The sequence below is a fragment of the Methylocaldum sp. GT1BB genome, from assembly GCF_051027545.1.
Taxonomy (GTDB): domain Bacteria; phylum Pseudomonadota; class Gammaproteobacteria; order Methylococcales; family Methylococcaceae; genus Methylocaldum.
Map to the genome: position 1 here is coordinate 4,366,614 of NZ_CP194902.1, position 17,774 is coordinate 4,384,387.

At 60.1% G+C, this 17,774-nt stretch carries 13 protein-coding genes; 9 read left to right on the top strand and 4 right to left on the bottom strand.

Annotation, left to right across the window (positions count from 1 at the left end; all coding sequences use genetic code 11):
- Nucleotides 1–114 precede the first annotated feature (114 nt).
- From hyfB to ACR2TX_RS20840, 8 genes are all read left to right on the top strand, one after another.
- Nucleotides 115–2,229: a hydrogenase 4 subunit B gene (gene hyfB, locus ACR2TX_RS20805; RefSeq protein WP_347257739.1), complete on the top strand. Its 2,115-nt coding sequence runs from the start codon at nt 115–117 to the stop codon at nt 2,227–2,229.
- Nucleotides 2,229–3,173, top strand: a complete 945-nt coding sequence (locus tag ACR2TX_RS20810; protein WP_077730505.1) for a respiratory chain complex I subunit 1 family protein — start codon at nt 2,229–2,231, stop codon at nt 3,171–3,173. Before hyfB ends, ACR2TX_RS20810 begins: the two co-directional genes overlap by 1 nt.
- A complete protein-coding gene (locus tag ACR2TX_RS20815; RefSeq protein ID WP_347257738.1) occupies nt 3,173–3,853 on the top strand; it encodes a formate hydrogenlyase in 681 nt (226 codons plus the stop codon). Before ACR2TX_RS20810 ends, ACR2TX_RS20815 begins: the two co-directional genes overlap by 1 nt.
- On the top strand, nt 3,850–5,316 hold the full coding sequence (locus ACR2TX_RS20820; RefSeq protein ID WP_077730503.1) for a hydrogenase 4 subunit F: 1,467 nt from the start codon (nt 3,850–3,852) through the stop codon (nt 5,314–5,316). Before ACR2TX_RS20815 ends, ACR2TX_RS20820 begins: the two co-directional genes overlap by 4 nt.
- 29 nt (nt 5,317–5,345) lie before the next feature.
- Nucleotides 5,346–6,986, top strand: coding sequence for a SulP family inorganic anion transporter (locus ACR2TX_RS20825; RefSeq protein ID WP_240507017.1), 1,641 nt, complete (start codon nt 5,346–5,348; stop codon nt 6,984–6,986).
- On the top strand, nt 6,973–8,616 hold the full coding sequence (locus ACR2TX_RS20830) for an NADH-quinone oxidoreductase subunit C (protein ID WP_434113160.1): 1,644 nt from the start codon (nt 6,973–6,975) through the stop codon (nt 8,614–8,616). The genes ACR2TX_RS20825 and ACR2TX_RS20830 overlap by 14 nt, the downstream gene beginning before the upstream one ends.
- 93 nt (nt 8,617–8,709) lie before the next feature.
- The gene (locus tag ACR2TX_RS20835) at nt 8,710–9,246 is read left to right on the top strand and encodes an NADH-quinone oxidoreductase subunit B family protein (RefSeq protein WP_434113162.1); all 537 of its coding nucleotides are present in this window, start codon (nt 8,710–8,712) and stop codon (nt 9,244–9,246) included.
- A 41-nt stretch (nt 9,247–9,287) separates the two neighbouring features.
- Complete coding sequence (locus tag ACR2TX_RS20840; protein WP_434113164.1) at nt 9,288–9,668, top strand: YccF domain-containing protein; 381 nt, start codon at nt 9,288–9,290, stop codon at nt 9,666–9,668.
- Between the two features lie 312 nt (nt 9,669–9,980).
- On the opposite strand, the gene ACR2TX_RS20845 is transcribed toward ACR2TX_RS20840, so the two are convergent.
- The 4 genes from ACR2TX_RS20845 to ACR2TX_RS20860 all read right to left on the bottom strand — a co-directional run bounded on the left by ACR2TX_RS20845 (nt 9,981) and on the right by ACR2TX_RS20860 (nt 14,898).
- A complete protein-coding gene (locus tag ACR2TX_RS20845) occupies nt 9,981–11,534 on the bottom strand; it encodes a sensor histidine kinase (protein ID WP_086134530.1) in 1,554 nt (517 codons plus the stop codon).
- A gap of 345 nt (nt 11,535–11,879) precedes the next feature.
- The gene (locus ACR2TX_RS20850) at nt 11,880–12,980 is read right to left on the bottom strand and encodes an ABC transporter permease (RefSeq protein ID WP_434113166.1); all 1,101 of its coding nucleotides are present in this window, start codon (nt 12,978–12,980) and stop codon (nt 11,880–11,882) included.
- The gene (locus ACR2TX_RS20855; protein WP_208110047.1) at nt 12,977–13,921 is read right to left on the bottom strand and encodes an ABC transporter ATP-binding protein; all 945 of its coding nucleotides are present in this window, start codon (nt 13,919–13,921) and stop codon (nt 12,977–12,979) included. The genes ACR2TX_RS20850 and ACR2TX_RS20855 overlap by 4 nt, the downstream gene beginning before the upstream one ends.
- Nucleotides 13,918–14,898, bottom strand: a complete 981-nt coding sequence (locus tag ACR2TX_RS20860) for an HlyD family secretion protein (protein ID WP_434130643.1) — start codon at nt 14,896–14,898, stop codon at nt 13,918–13,920. Before ACR2TX_RS20860 ends, ACR2TX_RS20855 begins: the two co-directional genes overlap by 4 nt.
- 134 nt (nt 14,899–15,032) lie before the next feature.
- Here ACR2TX_RS20860 and pepN point away from each other — a divergent pair, with 134 nt between their 5' ends.
- Nucleotides 15,033–17,687, top strand: coding sequence for an aminopeptidase N (gene pepN / locus ACR2TX_RS20865; protein ID WP_077730498.1), 2,655 nt, complete (start codon nt 15,033–15,035; stop codon nt 17,685–17,687).
- Nucleotides 17,688–17,774 lie beyond the last annotated feature (87 nt).

The following is a 17,774-nucleotide window of genomic DNA, read 5'->3' on the forward strand; positions in this document are numbered from 1 at the left end:
TCAACCTAATGCGGCCGCGAGATAAGTGTAGGTGCTTGAAATGATGGATGACGTTTTGTTGGCAACGGAATTGCATGCGGCTTTTCCCATGCGGTTTACAAATCCCCGTCCCCGATGTCCCTATTTTTAGCCGGCATTTCGGTCCTGGCTGCGCTGCTGTCCGCCCTTGCAGCACTGGTCTCGGGGCCGAACGGCTTGTTATGGCACGGAATGCTGCGATGGGTCGGGCAAGCGACTTTCCGTCCGGCGCGGACTAACGAACGACTTACCCCGGGTCGCTTTTCCCGTCTGGCGCGGACAATGCCCTTCGTTCTGTTGGGAGCATCGGGCGGGTTCGCCGTAACAGCCGGCCTCATCGCGCTCCTCGGCGGCGCCACCCGCACCGTGACGCTGCCCTTCGGTCTGCCCTGGCTGAACTGGCACTTGGCGCTGGACCCGCTAGCCGGTTTCTTCTTTTGCGTGCTCGGCATTCCTCTGATCGCCGCCAGCTTGTTCGGTCCCGGTTACGTTCGGGAATTCGAGCACGGCAAACACAAGCTTTCGGTCCTCGGTTTTTTCACCGGGCTGTTCGTTGCCGGCATGGAACTGGTACTGCTCGCCAACGACGCCTTCCTATTCATGATTGCCTGGGAATTGATGTCGGTCGCTAGTTATTTTCTGGTCGCCTACCAGCACGAGCACGCGGCCCATCGCCGCGCAGCCTTTCTCTACTTGCTGATGGCGGAAATCGGGGCGATCGCGATCATTCTGGCTTTCGGCGTCCTCGCGGGATTTTCCGGTGGATTGACGTTCGAGGCTTTGCGCAGTGCGGCGCTGAACCCATTGTGGGCGAGCATCGCCTTCGCACTGGCGCTCGCAGGCTTCGGCATGAAGGCGGGGCTCGTCCCCCTGCATACGTGGCTGCCGGAAGCCCACCCGGCCGCGCCGTCTCACGTTTCCGCTTTGATGAGCGGGGTGATGCTGAAAATCGCGATCTACGGCTTCATCCGCTTCACCTTCGATTTACTGCCGTCTCTTTTGTGGCAATGGGGCGTGCTGGTCCTCCTGATCGGATCGGCGTCAGCCGTGCTCGGGATTCTTTATGCGTTGCAGCAGCAAAACCTGAAGCGGCTTCTCGCCTACTCGTCGGTGGAAAACGTCGGGATCATTTTCACCGCTTTGGGTCTTGCGCTGATTTTCCAAAGCAGCGGACAATCCCTATTGGGAACGCTGGGGCTGGTGGCGGCGTTACTGCATTCGCTCAACCACGCCTTGTTCAAGAGCCTTCTGTTTCTCGGCGCAGGCGCCATCCTGCATCAAACCCATGAACAGAGCCTTGAGAACATGGGCGGTCTCATCCACCGCATGCCGAAACTGGCGGCCTTGTTTTTGATCGGCACGCTGAGCATCTCCGCCCTGCCGCCTTTCAACGGCTTCGTTTCCGAATGGCTGATATTCCAAACGGCCTTGCAGGCCGGCAGCATCCAAAGCGGCATACTCCGCAGCCTGATTCCGACTGCCAGCGCGGTGTTGGCACTGACCTCCGCATTGGCGGCCACTTGTTTCGTCAAGGTGTATGGCGTGGCTTTCCTGGGGCTTCCCCGCTCCCGCCACATCGCTCGCGCCCGTGAGATCCGCCACCCCGGCATGCTGGCGGGGCCGGCTTTACTCGCCGCCTGCTGTGTGCTGTTCGGCGTTTTGCCGATGCCCCTCATCAACGCGCTAGGCGCTTTGACGCAATCCTTGACCGGATTTGTGCTGCCGAACATCTCGGCTCTCGGCTGGCTATGGCTGACGCCAGTGTCGCCGGAGGTGGCGGCGTATTCGCCGGCGCTAGTCCTCCTGGGCACCGTGGCGGTGGGCTGGCTATGCTATTACCTCCTTTACCGCCGCACCGGTCTTGAGCCGCGCCGGGCCGAACCCTGGGACTGCGGTTTCGGTGGATTGACTCCTCGTACCCAGTACACCTCAGGCTCATTCAGCATGCCGATACGCCGCATTTTCGAGCCGGTGTTCGATACCCGCGAGACGGTCGAAGAACAAACCGAAGGACCTGCGGGCACACGCGTGACGGGGCTTCGATATCAATTCCAGGTGTTGGATCGCGCCTGGGCGGTTCTGTACGAGCCGTCGGGACGGGCCGTCACCCGATTGGCCCGCTGGGTCGGGCGCGTGCAGACCGGCAATATCCGCACTTATCTCGGGTACGCTTTTTTTACCCTGATCATTCTGCTGTGGGTGGTGAGCTGATGGCCTGGTTGATGGCAATACTTCAGACTCTGCTTTTCATCGCCTTGGCGCCCTTGCTTTCCGGCTGGATCAAGCGGGTCAAGTGCCGGCTGCAAAACCGGAAGGCCCCTTCTCTGTTCCAGCCTTACCGGGATCTGCGGAAGCTCTACCGGAAGCAGCCCATCGTGCCGCATCCAGCCTCGTGGATCTTCCGTGCCGCCCCCTACATCGTCTTCGCATCCACCGTGCTGGCGGCGGCCACTGTCCCCCTGGCGGCGATTCATTTGCCCACGGCGCGCATCGCCGATGTCATCGTGTTGGTGGGGTTTTTCGCCCTCGGCCGGATGTTCCTGGTGCTGGCCGGCATGGACGTCGGCACCGCCTTCGGCGGCATGGGTTCGTCGCGCGAGATGACGATTTCCTCTCTGGCCGAGCCCGCCATGCTCATGGCGGTGTTCACCCTGGCCATGAGCGCGCATACCACCAATCTGTCCCAAGCCGTGAACTTCGTGCTCGACACCGGACTGGTGCTGCGCCCGTCCTTCGTGTTCGCCCTCGGGGGGTTGATGCTGGTGGCGATCGCCGAGACGGGACGCATTCCCGTGGACAACCCTGCCACCCACCTGGAGCTGACCATGATCCACGAGGCCATGATCCTGGAATACAGCGGTCGCTGGCTAGCTCTGATCGAGTGGGCATCCCAGATCAAACTCATGCTCTATGGCGTTCTCATCGCCAACATCTTCTTTCCGTGGGGGATCGCCCAAACCTTCACTGTGAATGCGCTGGCATTAGGTCTCGGAGTAATTACCCTAAAGCTCGCCGTACTGGCGGTCATGCTGGCCGTTTCCGAGGTGCTGTTCGCCAAGATGCGTATTTTTCGGGTGCAGGAGTATTTGAGCTTCGCCTACCTTCTCAGCGTTCTCGGCATGCTCAGCCACATCATTCTGGAGGCGGCTCGCTAATGGATTTCGCCGAACTCAGCCTGTACAGCCAAGCAGTCCTGCTGCTCGCGGGACTCATCGCGCTGACCTCGTTCCTGATGCTCGGCCAGTCCCGATTGGTCAGACTGGTCCTGGTATTCGCCATCCAGGGCATCCTGCTTGCGGCAACCACGGCCATGGTCGCCGGCGTCCTGGATTTTCCCCATCTTTACATTTCGGCGGGTTTGAGCTTTCTGCTCAAAGGCATACTCATCCCTGTCATGCTGCACCGGATGATCTATCGCTTGGGACTGCACCGTGAACTCGACACGATCGAGCATCCGGCGAGGGTAATGATGGGCGGGGCGTTCCTGGTGGTCTTCAGTTATTACGTGAGTCTTCCCGTCGTCGCCCATTCGCCCCTGGTGACGCTCAACGCCATTGCTGTGAGCCTGGCCGTCGTCCTCCTGGGCATGCTGCTGATGATCACCCGGCGGCAGGCGGTGGCTCATGTGGTCGGCTTCATGTCCATCGAGAACGGATTGTTCTTCGCGGCCGTGGTGTCCACCTACGGCATGCCGATGGTGGTGGAATTGGGGGTCGGGGCCGATGTCCTGGTCGCCGCGGTCGTTTTCGGCGTGTTCTTCTTCCAGATCCGCGAGAGTATCGACTCTCTCGACGTGGACCGGCTCAGCAAGCTAACCGAGGTAGATAAGCCATGATCGCGGCCTATCTCGTTCTGGTGATTCCTCTGGCTGGCATGGCGATTCTCGGACTTCTGGCAGACAGCCGGCGGGCGGGACGCATCAATGTGCACTGCAACGCCTGGGCCTTGGCGGCTTCGATCTGGCTCGCCATCGACGTGCTGGTTCACGGCCCCCGACTGTCTTCGGGTCAGCTTCTCTACATCGACTCCTTCAACGTCTATCTGATCGTGCTTACCGCTTTCGTGGGGCTGACCACGTCCATCTTCTCCGGCCCCTACATGGCGCACGAACTGGAAACCGGGCGCGTCAACGTCAAGCGCCTGCGGCTGTACTATGCGATGTATCAGGGCTTCATGTTGGCCATGTACCTGGTGTTGACGACCAACAACATGGGCGTCCTCTGGGTGGCGATGGAAGGCGCGACCCTGGCCACGGTGCTGCTGGTCAGCCTGTACCGCACGCCCGAGTCGGTGGAAGCGGCCTGGAAGTATTTCATCCTGTGCGGCGTGGGGATTGCCCTCGCCCTGTTCGGCACGGTGCTGCTTTATTTCGCCGCCGAACAAAAACTGGGCATAGGCGGCAACGCGCTGCTATGGACGGTACTGCACGTGAACGCCGGCGCGCTCGAACCCAATATCATGAGACTGGCCTTCGTGTTCCTGCTGGTGGGTTACGGCACCAAAATCGGCCTCGTGCCCCTGCACAACTGGCTGCCGGATGCCCATTCCGAAGGCCCGACCCCGATGTCGGCCATCCTCTCGGGGCTATTGCTCAACGACGCCTTGTACGCGGTGGTGCGTTGCAAGATGCTGGTGGACGGCTCCCTCGGCACCCAGGTCGCCGGTTATCTGATGATGGGCTTCGGCCTCCTGTCCTTTCTGGTGGCGGCCCTGTTTCTGCACCGGCAGACCGACATCAAGCGCCTGTTCAGCTATTCCTCCATCGAGCACATGGGACTCATGACCTTCGCCTTCGGCATCGGCAGCCCTTGGGCCACCTTCGCCGCCCTGTTCCACATGACCACCCATTCGCTGACCAAATCGGCGATCTTCGTCACCGTGGGACATGCCGCCCAGCTCGCCGGCACCCAGCGCATGGACCGGATTCGCGGCCTGATCCTGACCCAGCCCGCCATCGGCTGGGGGCTTCTTATCGGCACCGTGGCCATCGCCGGGTTTCCGCCCTTCGGCGTGTTCGCCAGCGAATTCCTGGTGCTCATCGCCACCATGCGCGATTACCCCTGGCTGACGCCTTTGCTTCTGATCGGCATCGGCGTCGCCTTTGCCGGCCTGTTCCGGCATTTGCAACTCATGGTCTACGGGGACGTCCCGGAGGGCCAAAAGCCCATCCCGGCCAATTTGTTGCCGGTAATGATCCACCTGGCTCTGGTGCTCTGGCTCGGACTATCCATTCCGGGCTTCTTGGGCGATTGGTTCAGCCAGGCCACTCAACTCATTTCAGGAGCATCACCCCTTTGAAACGGATTCCTCAGTCAATTCGAAGCAGTGTGACCGATCTCGCCGAGAACTGGCGCACCGATGCGGTCTCCGGCTTTCTGGTCTTCCTAATCGCCCTGCCTTTGTGCTTCGGCATCGCCATGGCTTCCGGATTTCCCCCGATGGCGGGTATCCTCAGCGCCGTTATCGGAGGCTTTGTCGTCTCCCGGATCGGCGGCGCCCGCCTGACGATCACGGGCCCTGCCGCCGGGCTGATCACCGTCTTGTTCACCGCGGTTCATACCCTGGGCGAAGGCGATCTCTTCGCCGGCTACCGCTACACCCTGGCCGCGATCGTCGTGGCGGGCATTCTGCAATTCCTGCTGGGCATTTTCAGGGCGGGACGGCTGGCGACTTTCTTTCCGGCCGCCATTGCCCACGGTACGCTGGCCGCCATCGGCATCATGATTATCGCGAGGCAAATCCATATCCTGGTCGGCGCCGGACCCGCCGTCGAAACGCCCGTGCAGAGTCTGGCGCATATTCCCCAAAGCCTTCTTCATTACAATCCGGAAATCTTCCTGATCGGCGGCATCGGCCTTCTGATCATGTTTGCCTGGCCGCTGCTGGGAAACAAAGGTTTCGGCAGGGTTCCCGCGCCCATTCTGGTCGTTCTGAGCGGGTTCATACTGGGGCGGGCGTTCGATTTGAACCAGGCTGAGCTTTATCTCCTTTCCGAGGGTCCCGAAAATGAAGCCTGGCACCGGCATGTCTTTGTGAATACTCCGCAATTTCTCGCCGATATTCCGGATAGCTTCTTGGACAGCCTAGTCTTCGCCGATTTTTCAAAAATCGGGACGCTCGCCTTTTGGAATGCCGTTTTGAGTCTCTGGCTGATCGGCAGTCTCGAAACCTTGCTGGTCGCCTCCGCGGTGGATCGTCTCGATCCGGAGCACCGCCGCTCCGATCTCGATCGGGATCTTACCGCCATCGGCGTCGGCAACACGCTATCGGGATTGATCGGCGGCATGCCCATGATTGCCGAGATCGTCCGCAGCTCCGCCAACGTCGGTTACGGCGCGCGCAGCAGTTGGTCGAATTTCTTCCACGGCCTCTTTCTGCTGTTGTTCGTGGCCTTGTTCCCGCGTCTCATCCGCGATATTCCGCTGGCATCGCTCGCGGCTTTGCTGGTCTACGCCGGGTATCGACTCGCTTCGCCCAAGGCGTTCGCCAAGACGCTCGATATCGGCTTCGAACAGCTCGCGTTGTTCATCATTACCATCGTGGGCATTTTGACTACAGACCTCCTGATCGGGGTTGCCATCGGCATTGCGGCCAAGTTGCTGATACACCGCTGGCAAGGCGTGAAACTCGGGAATCTGTTCCAGCTCTCCTATCGGATCATGCGGGACACGAACGGCTTCCGGATCAAGCTCAACGGTGCGGCCATCTTTTCCAATTTTCTGGCCCTGAAGGATGAGCTGGCCGAACTGCCGGCCGGCGAAACCATCGTTTTCGATCTGACCTACGCATCCCTGGTCGACCATACCGTCATGGAGTTCATCGAACACTTCCGTCACGACTATATTGCGGCAGGCGGCCGGTGCGAAGTTCATGGCCTGGAGCGATACGACGCCTATTCGGATCATCCGCTGGCGGCGCGCCGCCGCAAGCTATTCAACTGGAGAGCCGGCCGCGGTGAATCAGTCTAAGGAATTCGTCTCGAAGAATTCCGGCCGGCAGGAGTCGATCATTACGGAAAACCTCGACGCGCGTGCAATGCTCGATGCGGCCCTACGTTCGGAAGGCGTGAAAATCCTGCCGATCACGCCCAGTCCGTTGCTGCCGGCCGACTTGACCGAGATCGAAAGCGAAGACTGGGGCAAAACCGCGCAGCAAGCGAGCGCGCAGAACTGGCGCTGGGCCGGGGCATGGGCGGAAGACCGCGGCTCCGACCTGGCAATGAATGCCTGCCTCGAGAAGGAAGGGCGCTATCTGATCCTCCGAACCTATCTGCCGCCGGACGAGCCCAGCCTGCCTTCGCATGCGCCATATTACTGGGCGGCGGATCGGGCGGAGCGGCATATCCGGGATCTGTTCGGCATCCGTTTCATCGACCACCCGGACCCCAAGCGCTGGATTCGCCATCAGGCCTGGGACGAAAACGCCTATCCCTTGCGGAAAAACTTCCCGGCCGACGGACAACCGCCGCCTTCGACGCCACCGGACAGCAACTACCCTTTCCTCAAGGCCCATGGCGCGAGCGTCTACGAAATTCCGGTCGGCCCGGTCCATGCGGGAATCATCGAGCCCGGCCATTTCCGCTTCCAGGCGGTGGGGGAAACCATCCTGCACCTGGAGGAACGACTCGGTTATGTACACAAGGGCATCGAGAAAATCGCCGAAGGACGTGATCCGTCAGGACTCGTCAAGCTGGCCGGGCGAGTATCGGGCGATACGCCGGTCGGTCATAGCTGGACCGCCTGCATGGCGATGGAGCGCGCGGCCAAGGTCGAAATTCCCCTGCGCGCGGCTTATATCCGCGGCATCCTGGCGGAACGCGAGCGGGTGATCAATCATCTGTGGGACTTGGCTGCATTGTGCAACGACGTGGGATTCGCCGCGGGCTACTATCAGTTCGGCCGTTTGCGCGAGCTATGGCTTAGGGAAAATCGGGCGCTGTTCGGCCATCGTTTGATGATGAATACATTGGTTCCGGGCGGCGTATCCGTGGATGTCCCGCCGGATGCGGCTGGTCGCATGCAGGATTCGACTGCATCGCTGCGACGGGAACTGGACGAACTGCTGCCTATACTCGACGCCAACTCGTCGCTGGAAGACCGGTTCCTGACCACCGGCGTGCTGTCCGGCGAACTGGCTTCTGCTCTTGGCGCTTTGGGCTACCTGGGCCGGGCGAGCGGACAGCGGTTCGACGTGCGCCGCGATGTCCCCTACTCCCCTTACGAAAGTCTGAAGGTACGTGTGCCAGTGGAAGTCCAGGGTGATGTGGCCTCGAGATTCTGGGTCCGTTATAAGGAACTGCGCGCCGCACTGCGCTTGATCGAGCAAATGCTGGCCGGCCTCCCTTCCGGGGACCTTGTCTCGGAATGGCGAACACCGAAGGAAGGCGCCGAAGGCTTCGGTGCCGTGGAAGGCTGGCGAGGCGAAATTCTCTGCTACGTCCGTTTCGGCGCGGGCGGCCGCATAAGCCGCTATTACCCGCGCGATCCCAGCGTCATCAATTGGCCGGCCCTGGAAAAACTCGTGCTCGGCAACATCGTGCCGGATTTTCCGGTCTGCAATAAATCGGTCAACGGATCTTATTCCGGTCATGATCTTTGAGATAGGTATCAGCTTTGAGCCGTCAGCAGTCAGTTTTCAGCTGATGGCTGACGGCCACGGCTGATGGCTGACAGCTTTCTCCTGGAGGTTTCGATGTTACGACTGTATGGCAAAATTTTTCGAACCGGAGTGCTAACGGAGGGCATTCCGCCAGCCTCAAAAGACGAGGCCGTCGAACGCGAGGGCGCCAGGCTCAAGGCAGTGATCGACAAACGTTTTCGGGGCAGCCTGTCCATCCGCCAGGTGGATGCCGGCTCCTGTAACGGCTGCGAATTGGAAATCCACGCCCTCAGCAATGTTTATTACGACGTTGAGCGTTTCGGCGTGCATTTCGTCGCTTCTCCGCGCCATGCCGATATCCTGATGGTGACGGGGCCGGTCTCGCGCCATATGGAAGCCGCTTTGAAACGAACCTACGAGGCGACGGCCGATCCAAAATGGGTGATCGCCGTGGGCGACTGCGGGGTCTGCGGCGGCGAGTTCGGCGTGTCCTATGCCAGTTGCGGCGCGGTTTCCAATGTAATCCCGGTGGATCTCGCCATTGCCGGGTGTCCGCCGACCCCGATCGATTTGCTGCGCGGTTTGTTATCCTTATTATCGGATTCCGTAACGAACCAAGCGCACGGATAACGACTCGAAAAGGAAGGGTTCCGAATCATGCCGCTGTCGTCATGAGCTTACTGGGCAATATTATTTGGCTGATCTTCGGTGGTTTGATCACCGGGTTGGGATATGTGATCGGGGGAATAGGCCTCTGCCTTACCCTGATCGGCATACCCTTCGGCGTTCAGTCGATCAAGCTCGGGTTTGCCGTATTCGCGCCGTTCGGCAAAGAGGTGGTGGAACTCGACGGCGCGAACAACCCTTTGCGGATCATCTTCAACCTGATCTGGCTGCTACTTTTCGGCTGGGAAATCGCGCTCGCGCACCTTGCCAGCGCAGCCGTACTGGCCGTCACCATCATCGGCATTCCTTTCGCCTTGCAGCACATCAAGCTGATTCCGTTATCGCTGTTTCCCTTCGGGCGGGACTTCCGGCCGATTCAGTCCTAGAGCATTTTCCGATTCGGTGTCAGAGAGCCCGATATGTAGGTCGGCAATCCCTTCCCAATCGCAAACGGTCGCTTTAGTCGCGACCCTTCCAATCGCAAACGGTCGCTTTAGTCGCGACCCTTCCAATCGCAAAACGGCCGTCCTGGGAGCGCCAGGACGCCCCTTCCAACAAAATCCTTTGCCGAGCCGATACGTCGGCAAGGGATTGCCGACCTACGTTCTTCCCACCCGACACGAAGCCGTACACCGAGATGAAAAACGCTCTAGCCTGCCGTGAATCTGGCGCCCCTCAGACTCGAGTCCGAGCGGGCGTTACGCCGTATTCGAACGGACTGCATCGACCTCGTCGGCATCGTCGAAAAAACGCGGCAGGTGTATCGAAAACTCCGAACCCCGGCCGGGGCCGGCACTATGGGCCTCGACTTCTCCCCCATGCATCTCCACCAATCGCTTGACCAAAGTGAGCCCAATGCCCAAGCCGCCTTGAGCGTGCGCAAGACTTTGATCGGCCTGGCTAAAAAGGTCGAAGACATGAGGCAGAAGCTCTTCCGGTATGCCGACGCCGTTATCCCTGACGCGGATGCTCACGCGGGACTCAGACGCTTCGACCGCCAGCCATATCTTTCCGCCTACATCCGTATATTTGGCGGCATTATTGAGCAGATTCGAAATGACCTGCGCCAATCGTACCCGGTCGCCTTTAACCTGGAGATGACGGTCCGGCATCGTCACCAGGAGATCATGATCGCGCGCTTCGATCAGAGGCCGGCTGGCCTCGACGGCTTGATCGATGACCGTCGCGAGATCCAGAGTCGTCGGGTGCAGGCTGATCTTTCCCTGAACGATGCGGGACACGTCGAGCAAGTCGTCGACCAGCCGAGCCAGATGATCGACTTGGCGATCGATGATGTCGCGCGCCCATCGAAGCCTCGTCTCGTCCGGCTCGAGTTTTCGCATGACCTGCACGGCATTCCGGATGGGTGCTAGCGGATTCCTGAGTTCATGGCCCAGCATCGCGAGAAATTCGTCTTTGCGGCGGTTGGCGTCACGCAACGCCTCTTCGGATCGGGCGAGTTTTTCGGTGCGCTCTCTCACCCGCTGTTCCAGTTTTTCGCAAGACTCCTGCAACTCGCGCTGCACCCTTCGTCTTTCCGCGATCTGACCGGACAATTCCTGATTGACCGCCTTTTGCCGATCCCTTGCCGAAGTGAGATCGCTCAAAAGGTCCAGATTATCGAAACGAAGCCGCAAGGATTCCGCCACGGTCGCGTACAAGCGCTCGGAAATCATCCACATCATGGCTACGAAGAGCACTAACATCGCTCCCATCGCGATATGGACATCTCCGCCGTGGCGTAGTATCTGCGCCGTATACGGAAGCAGTGCCGGCAGCAGAAAGACCAGAAAAGCGTGACGGAACGAAGATAAGGTCGACATCGCTCCCGCGACCATTCCGCCGAGCACGAAACCGAGAAATATCTGGTGCACATAACTGTGCTCGACGAAAAGGAAAAATCCTGCCAAGCCCCACAGCGCCCCGTTGGCGGCGACGCCGAGCAAGAAAAATCGGGCCCAGCGAGGTGCATCGGTGCTCGTCGGATTAGCTTGCGCATAGGCGCGGAGCAGGCCGTAACGAACCAACACGAGAGCGCCGACGGCCAATAGCCAAGCGATTGCCAACGGTCGGGAAACCTCTCGCCAGAGAATGAGGACCAGGATCGCGGCGTTGGCCGCCGTGGCGATCAAAGCCGACGGAAGCTGTTGATACAGAAGCTTGATCTGCGACGCTCGCATTTCATCCGCATGGATGGAATTTCTCTCCTTCCCAGCGAGACGGGAGCGACGGAAGCGATCAGGAATTCTCATACCCGATATCCGAATTGGACTTTAAGCACGCCTGCACCGGTCACCGCAAAATCTCGAGCGAACAGAAAGCTGGTCCACCATTCTCGAAGCCGCCCTCGCCAGAGGGGTACACGTGTTACCGCTCGCCGACGATTTCCGCATGGCGACTCCCTCGCAGCACTGTGTCAATGCAATCCGGTCTGAAAGAGCGAGGGCAGAGCGAACATCGATCGGTGGCAACCCCGGACGGTGGAAATTCTCGAACGGATTCCAATAAGACACCTTGGGGTCTCGAAAAATCCAGCAAAGAGTGCACCACAACGGCGTATCCCGAGAGGATACTCTACCTTCGCGACGTTCGCGCGATCAATCCAGCCGCTTCTTGAATCGCAGCATGGCGACGCCCAGGGTGATGAGCATGAACGCCATCAAAGCCCACATTTCGGACAGCAGTTCCGACAATTCCGCGCCGCGCAGCATGATACCCCGGATCAGCCGGACGAAATGGGTCAGCGGAAGCAATTCGGCAATATATTGTGCCGCCCTGGGCATGCCGTCGAAGGGAAACATGAAGCCCGAAATAAGTATCGAGGGCAAGAAAAAGAAAAAAGTGGTCTGCATCGCCTGAAACTGCGTCCGGGCCAGTGTCGAAATCACCAGTCCCATCGTTAAGTTGGCCGCGATAAACACCAATGCGGCTAGATAAATATCGATCATCTGGCCTTGAATCGGCACGTGGAACAGCAGAACGCCGAGCAAAAGTATCAGACTCACTTGGATCAATCCGATGATGACGTAGGGAATGATCTTCCCCACCATGAGCTCCAGATTTCTTACCGGCGTATTGATGAGCAGTTCGAGATTGCCGCGCTCACGCTCCCGCACGATGGCCACCGCGGTGAACAGCACCATGGTCATCGTCAGAATGACTCCCATCAAGCCGGGCACGATATTGACGGCCGAGCGCCGTTCCGGGTTGTAATAATTGCGGATCTCGAACAAAGGCACCTCAGTGGTCTGCCTGGGCGCCGTATCGTAGCGCAAGCTCATTCCGGTAAGCTGACGCGCGGCAGCCAGGATCAGAGGGTCGGACCCGTCTATCATGAGCTGGGCGGCCGGTCTGTCACGCCTTGCCAGACGCTGCCCGAAATCCGAAGGAATGAAAATCCCGACCGAGATTTCACCTCGCCGAAGCAGGGTTTCCAATTGTTCCGGCGTTTCTACCCGCCGGGTAATGTCGACGACTTGAGATGCTTGCGCGTCGGCGGCCAGAATGCGGGAAAACTGCGTGTTGGCGTGATCGGCCACGCCGGCGCTCAAATGGCGCACATCGGTATTGATGGCGAAACCGAACAGCGTGATCTGCAACAGCGGAATGCCGACGATCATGCCGAACGTCAGCCGGTCGCGCCTGAGCTGGCGGACCTCCTTCCGCAGGATGGCAAAAAGTCGCAGCAGACCTTTCACGCTTGCGCTTTGAGATAGCGGCCCTGGGTGGCGGCGACGAAGACGTCTTCGAGGTTCGGGTGGGTCAACCGGGCATCGAATTGAAGCCGCTGCCCGATGAGACCCGTACGGATTAGCGCCAGCGGATCGGCAACGGATCGGTCTAGCAGCACCCGCAGGCGCATGCCGAGCTGGGTCACGCTGAGCACGCCGGGCAAATCCGTCAGCAGCCGCCGCACGGTCCTCGAATCGCCGGTTTCCATTTCCACGACGCTGGCGTCGATTCGCCTTTCCAACTCCTGCGGCGCGCCATCCGCGACCACCCGGCCGCGGTCCAGGATTGCGAGGCCATGGCAGCGCTCCGCTTCGTCCATGTAGTGGGTGGACACCAAAATCGTCGTCCCCTTGTCGCAAAGCTCGAACAGGCTTTCCCAGAAATCGCGCCGGCTCTGCGGATCGACCGCGCTGGTCGGTTCGTCCAAAAACAGCAATTCCGGCTCGTGCACCGTCACCGCCGCTAGCGCGAGGCGTTGCTTTTGGCCTCCGCTGAGTGTCCCGGCCCGCTGCCGCTCACGGTCCGCGAGATTGTATTTCTCGAGCAATTGGCCGATGCGCTGCCGGGCGGACCTACGCGGCAGACTGTAGACATCGGCCATGAACTCCAGGTTTTCCCGGACCGTGAGATCTTCGTAAAGCGAAAAACGCTGGGTCATGTAGCCGATTTTTCGCTTGATGGCTTCGGCTTCGCCGGGAATACGGTGCCCCAAGACTTCGGCCTCACCCTCCGACGGCGTCAGCAGACCGCACAGCATGCGGATCGTGGTCGATTTGCCGGAGCCGTTCGGTCCGAGAAATCCGTAGATCGTGGCGCGGGAAATGGCGAGATCGACGTGATCGACGGCGATGACGGTACCGAAACGGCGCGTCAGCCCGCGCGCCGTGATCGCATAGTCGCCGCTCATGGCCGCTCGGACCGCCCAACGGCCGAGAGTTCAGCCTCGACCGGAAGCCCGGCCGGCACGTTTCGGACCGTTTCGCTCAGATAGATTTTCGCGACATAGCTTAGACGCCGCCGGTCGCGCTCGGTCAGGGCGAAGAAGGGCGTAAAGACGGGATCCGAACTCACCATGCGAACGGTGCCTTGAAACGGCTCGGCGACACCGTCCAGCCAAACCCGGGCGGCGTCTCCGGGCATGACGGATACACGGATCGGTTCCGGAATGTAGACCCGTGCATAGGGCGCAGCACCGGAGAGCAGCACGGCCAGCACGGCGCCGATTTGCGGCTGATTTCCGAGCTTGAGCGGCAGGCTGTCAAGACGCCCCGCCACAGGCGCCCGCACGGTCAGGCGTTCCAGATTGGTTTCGGCGACTTGCACGGCCGCCTCGGCGGAGGCCAGCGCCTGGCGCGCCTGCTCCACTTCTTCCACACGGGTGCCGGCTTTGAGCTCCTCGAGTACGGCCGAAGCCGAGTCGCGCTCGGCAAGAGCGGCTTTAAACTCTCTTCTTGCCCGGTCCACCTCGTCCGGACTGATGAGCTTACGGGGCAGCAACTCGTTCACCCGCTCGAATTCGCGACGGCGTACTTCGTACACCTGATGCGCGCCTTCGAACCGCGCCTCCGCCTCCCGGATGCGCTCGATCCGGGGTCCCCTTTCCAGTTCCTGCAACCGGGCGGCAGCCCGATCCCGCGCCGCCGCCGCCTCGTTCAGCCGAGCCTGTTGCCGTGCCGGATCGAGGCGCACCAGAACTTGCCCCGATTCGACCCAGTCGCCTTCTTCGGCCGGAATTTCGACGATAGGCTCCGATACTTCGGCAATCAACTCCACTCGATCCCATTCCAGAATGCCGACCACGCGGCGGCTCGATTGGTCCTGTCCGCAACCGAGAAGCAGCAGCGCCGCCGCAAGGACTGAAGCATTGTAAATTGGGCGTATCATTCGCTCATGGTAACCGCTTTCGGCCATGTTCAGCCATCGAGCAAGATCGAAAGCGAATCGGAAGCCGACAGCTCTCCCGTTTCCCCGGTCTAAGCCGTATCATTCCACCATCATCGACATAAGGCTCGACCACGATGCGCGAACACACACCAAACACCGTCTACCTCAAAGACTACACGCCGCCGGACTATCTCATCGAAACCGTCGATCTTTTTTTCGAATTGGACGAGGAAAATACTCGCGTCACCGCCAAGCTTCGGGTGCGGCGGAATCCGGAATCGCCGCGCGAGCACCGGGAACTCGAACTGAACGGCGAACAGCTCTTGCTCGAATCGATCCGGCTGAACGGCCGCAATTTAAGCGCCCCCGAGTATCGTCTGACCGAAGAGACCCTGGTTCTCCCCAGCGTTCCGGACCGTCCGTTCGATCTCGAAATCGTCACCCGCATCAACCCCAAAGCGAACACCGCCTTGGAAGGGCTTTATCTCTCCAAGGACATGCTCTGCACTCAGTGCGAAGCCCAAGGGTTCAGGAAGATCACGTATTTCCCCGACCGCCCGGACGTGATGGCCAAATACACGACGACCCTGGTCGCGGACAAATCGCGTTATCCGGTGCTGCTGTCCAACGGCAACCGCATCGCGACCGGCGAGCTGAAGAACGGCCGCCATTGGGTGAAATGGGAGGACCCCTTCAAGAAACCATCCTATCTGTTCGCGCTGGTCGCGGGACGGCTGGAATGCCTCGAAGACTGTTACGTGACGGGCTCCGGCAAGGAAGTCACCTTGCAGATCTTCGTCGAAAAGCACGACCTCGACAAATGCGATCACGCCATGCAATCCCTCAAGAACGCCATGCGCTGGGACGAGGAGAACTACGGGCGGGAATACGACCTGGACCTGTACATGATCGTGGCGGTAGGTCATTTCAACATGGGCGCCATGGAAAACAAGGGGCTCAACATCTTCAACACCAAGTACGTTCTGGCCCGGCCGGACACCGCTACGGACGCCGACTACGAGCATATCGAGGGCGTCATCGGCCATGAGTACTTCCATAACTGGACCGGCAACCGCATCACCTGCCGGGATTGGTTCCAGCTCAGCCTCAAGGAAGGCTTGACCGTGTTCCGCGACCAGGAGTTCAGCGCCGACCGGACTTCCCGAGCCGTCAAACGCATCGACGAGGTCAACATGCTGCGCACCCGGCAATTCGCGGAGGACGCGGGCCCCCTCGCCCATCCCGTGCGACCCGAGTCGTATATCGAAATCAATAATTTCTATACCTTGACCGTCTACGAAAAAGGCGCCGAAGTGGTCCGCATGATCCAAACGCTGCTCGGCAAGGACGGCTTCCGCAACGGCACGGATCTCTATTTCCAGCGCCATGACGGACAAGCGGTGACCTGCGACGACTTCGTCAGGTGCATGGAGGACGGCAACGGCGTCGATCTCACGCAGTTCCGCCGCTGGTACAGCCAGGCCGGAACGCCCGAAGTGCGTATCGCCGCCGATTACGATGCGGAAACCCAAGCTCTCAATCTTACCGTGAGGCAAAGCTGCCCGCCCACGCCGGGCCAACCGGTAAAGACCCCGTTCCACATTCCTTTGGCAATAGGCCTGCTGGCGCCGGACGGCACGGAGCTGCCCTTGCAGCTCGAGGGCGAATCCGAGCCGCATCGGCAGAAAACCCGGGTGCTGGACGTAAAGGAATCCGAACAGCGCTTCCGCTTCGTCGGTCTGCCGGAAAAACCCGTGGTCTCCGCCCTGCGAGGATTTTCCGCACCGGTCCGGCTGCATCTGAAACGCGGCTACCAGGAACTCGCTTTCCTTTTCTCCCGCGATCCCGATCCTTTCAACCGCTGGGACGCCGGACAACAGTTGGCCACCCAGGTGATCCTCGATCTCGTCGGCCAATTCTCCAAGGGAGAGACGCCGGAAACCGTCGATAGCCATCTCACCGAGGCCTATCGGCAGGTGATTTCCGATCACTGGCCCGACTTGTCCTATCTGGCGTTGCTATTGACCCTGCCGTCCGAGGAATACATCAGCGCATCGATGAAGGTGATCGATCCCGATGCCGTTCACCAAGCCCGGCAAACCGTAAAACGGGCGCTGGCTCGCACCTTGGAACAGGAATTCCGCCGCCTGTATCAGACACATCATCTCGACGAGGCCGGCCGCTTCGACGCCGAGGCCGTCGGCCGGCGCCGGCTGAAGAACGTCTGTCTCGCTTACCTCGGCGAGCTGGAGACCGAAGAAGCTTATCGCCTCAGCGTCCGGCAGTTCCGCGATGCGCGCACGATGACCGATCAAATCTCGGCGTTATCGACGATCGTGAACAGCCGCAATCCGGAAAAAACCGATTGTCTGGCCGAGTTCTACGAGCATTGGCGGGAAGAAGACCTGGTGATCGACAAGTGGTTTACCCTGCAGGCCACCTGCCGTCTACCCGGAACATTGGATCGGGTCAAAGAATTGCTTTCGCATCCCGCTTTCGACTTGAAAACCCCAAACCGGGTTCGTTCGCTGATTGGCGCGTTTTCCCAGGCCAACCCGGTCAATTTCCACGTCCGCGACGGCGCGGGCTACGCGTTTCTCGCCGACCATGTCATCGCCTTGAATGCCTTGAATCCGCAAGTGGCCGCCCGAATGCTGACGGCCTTGACGCCATGGCGGCGCTACGACACGGAGCGGCAGCAATCGATGCGCCAGCAACTTCAGCGGATCGCCGGAATCGAGAATGTTTCGAAGGATGTCTACGAGGTAGCGATGAAGAGTCTGTCCTGAGCAGTCCGACGGATAATCCGGAGGAAAAAGCACTAAAAAAGCGTTGCGCTTGAAATGAGCATCGAGGTCTCGTATACCGGTCGCGGT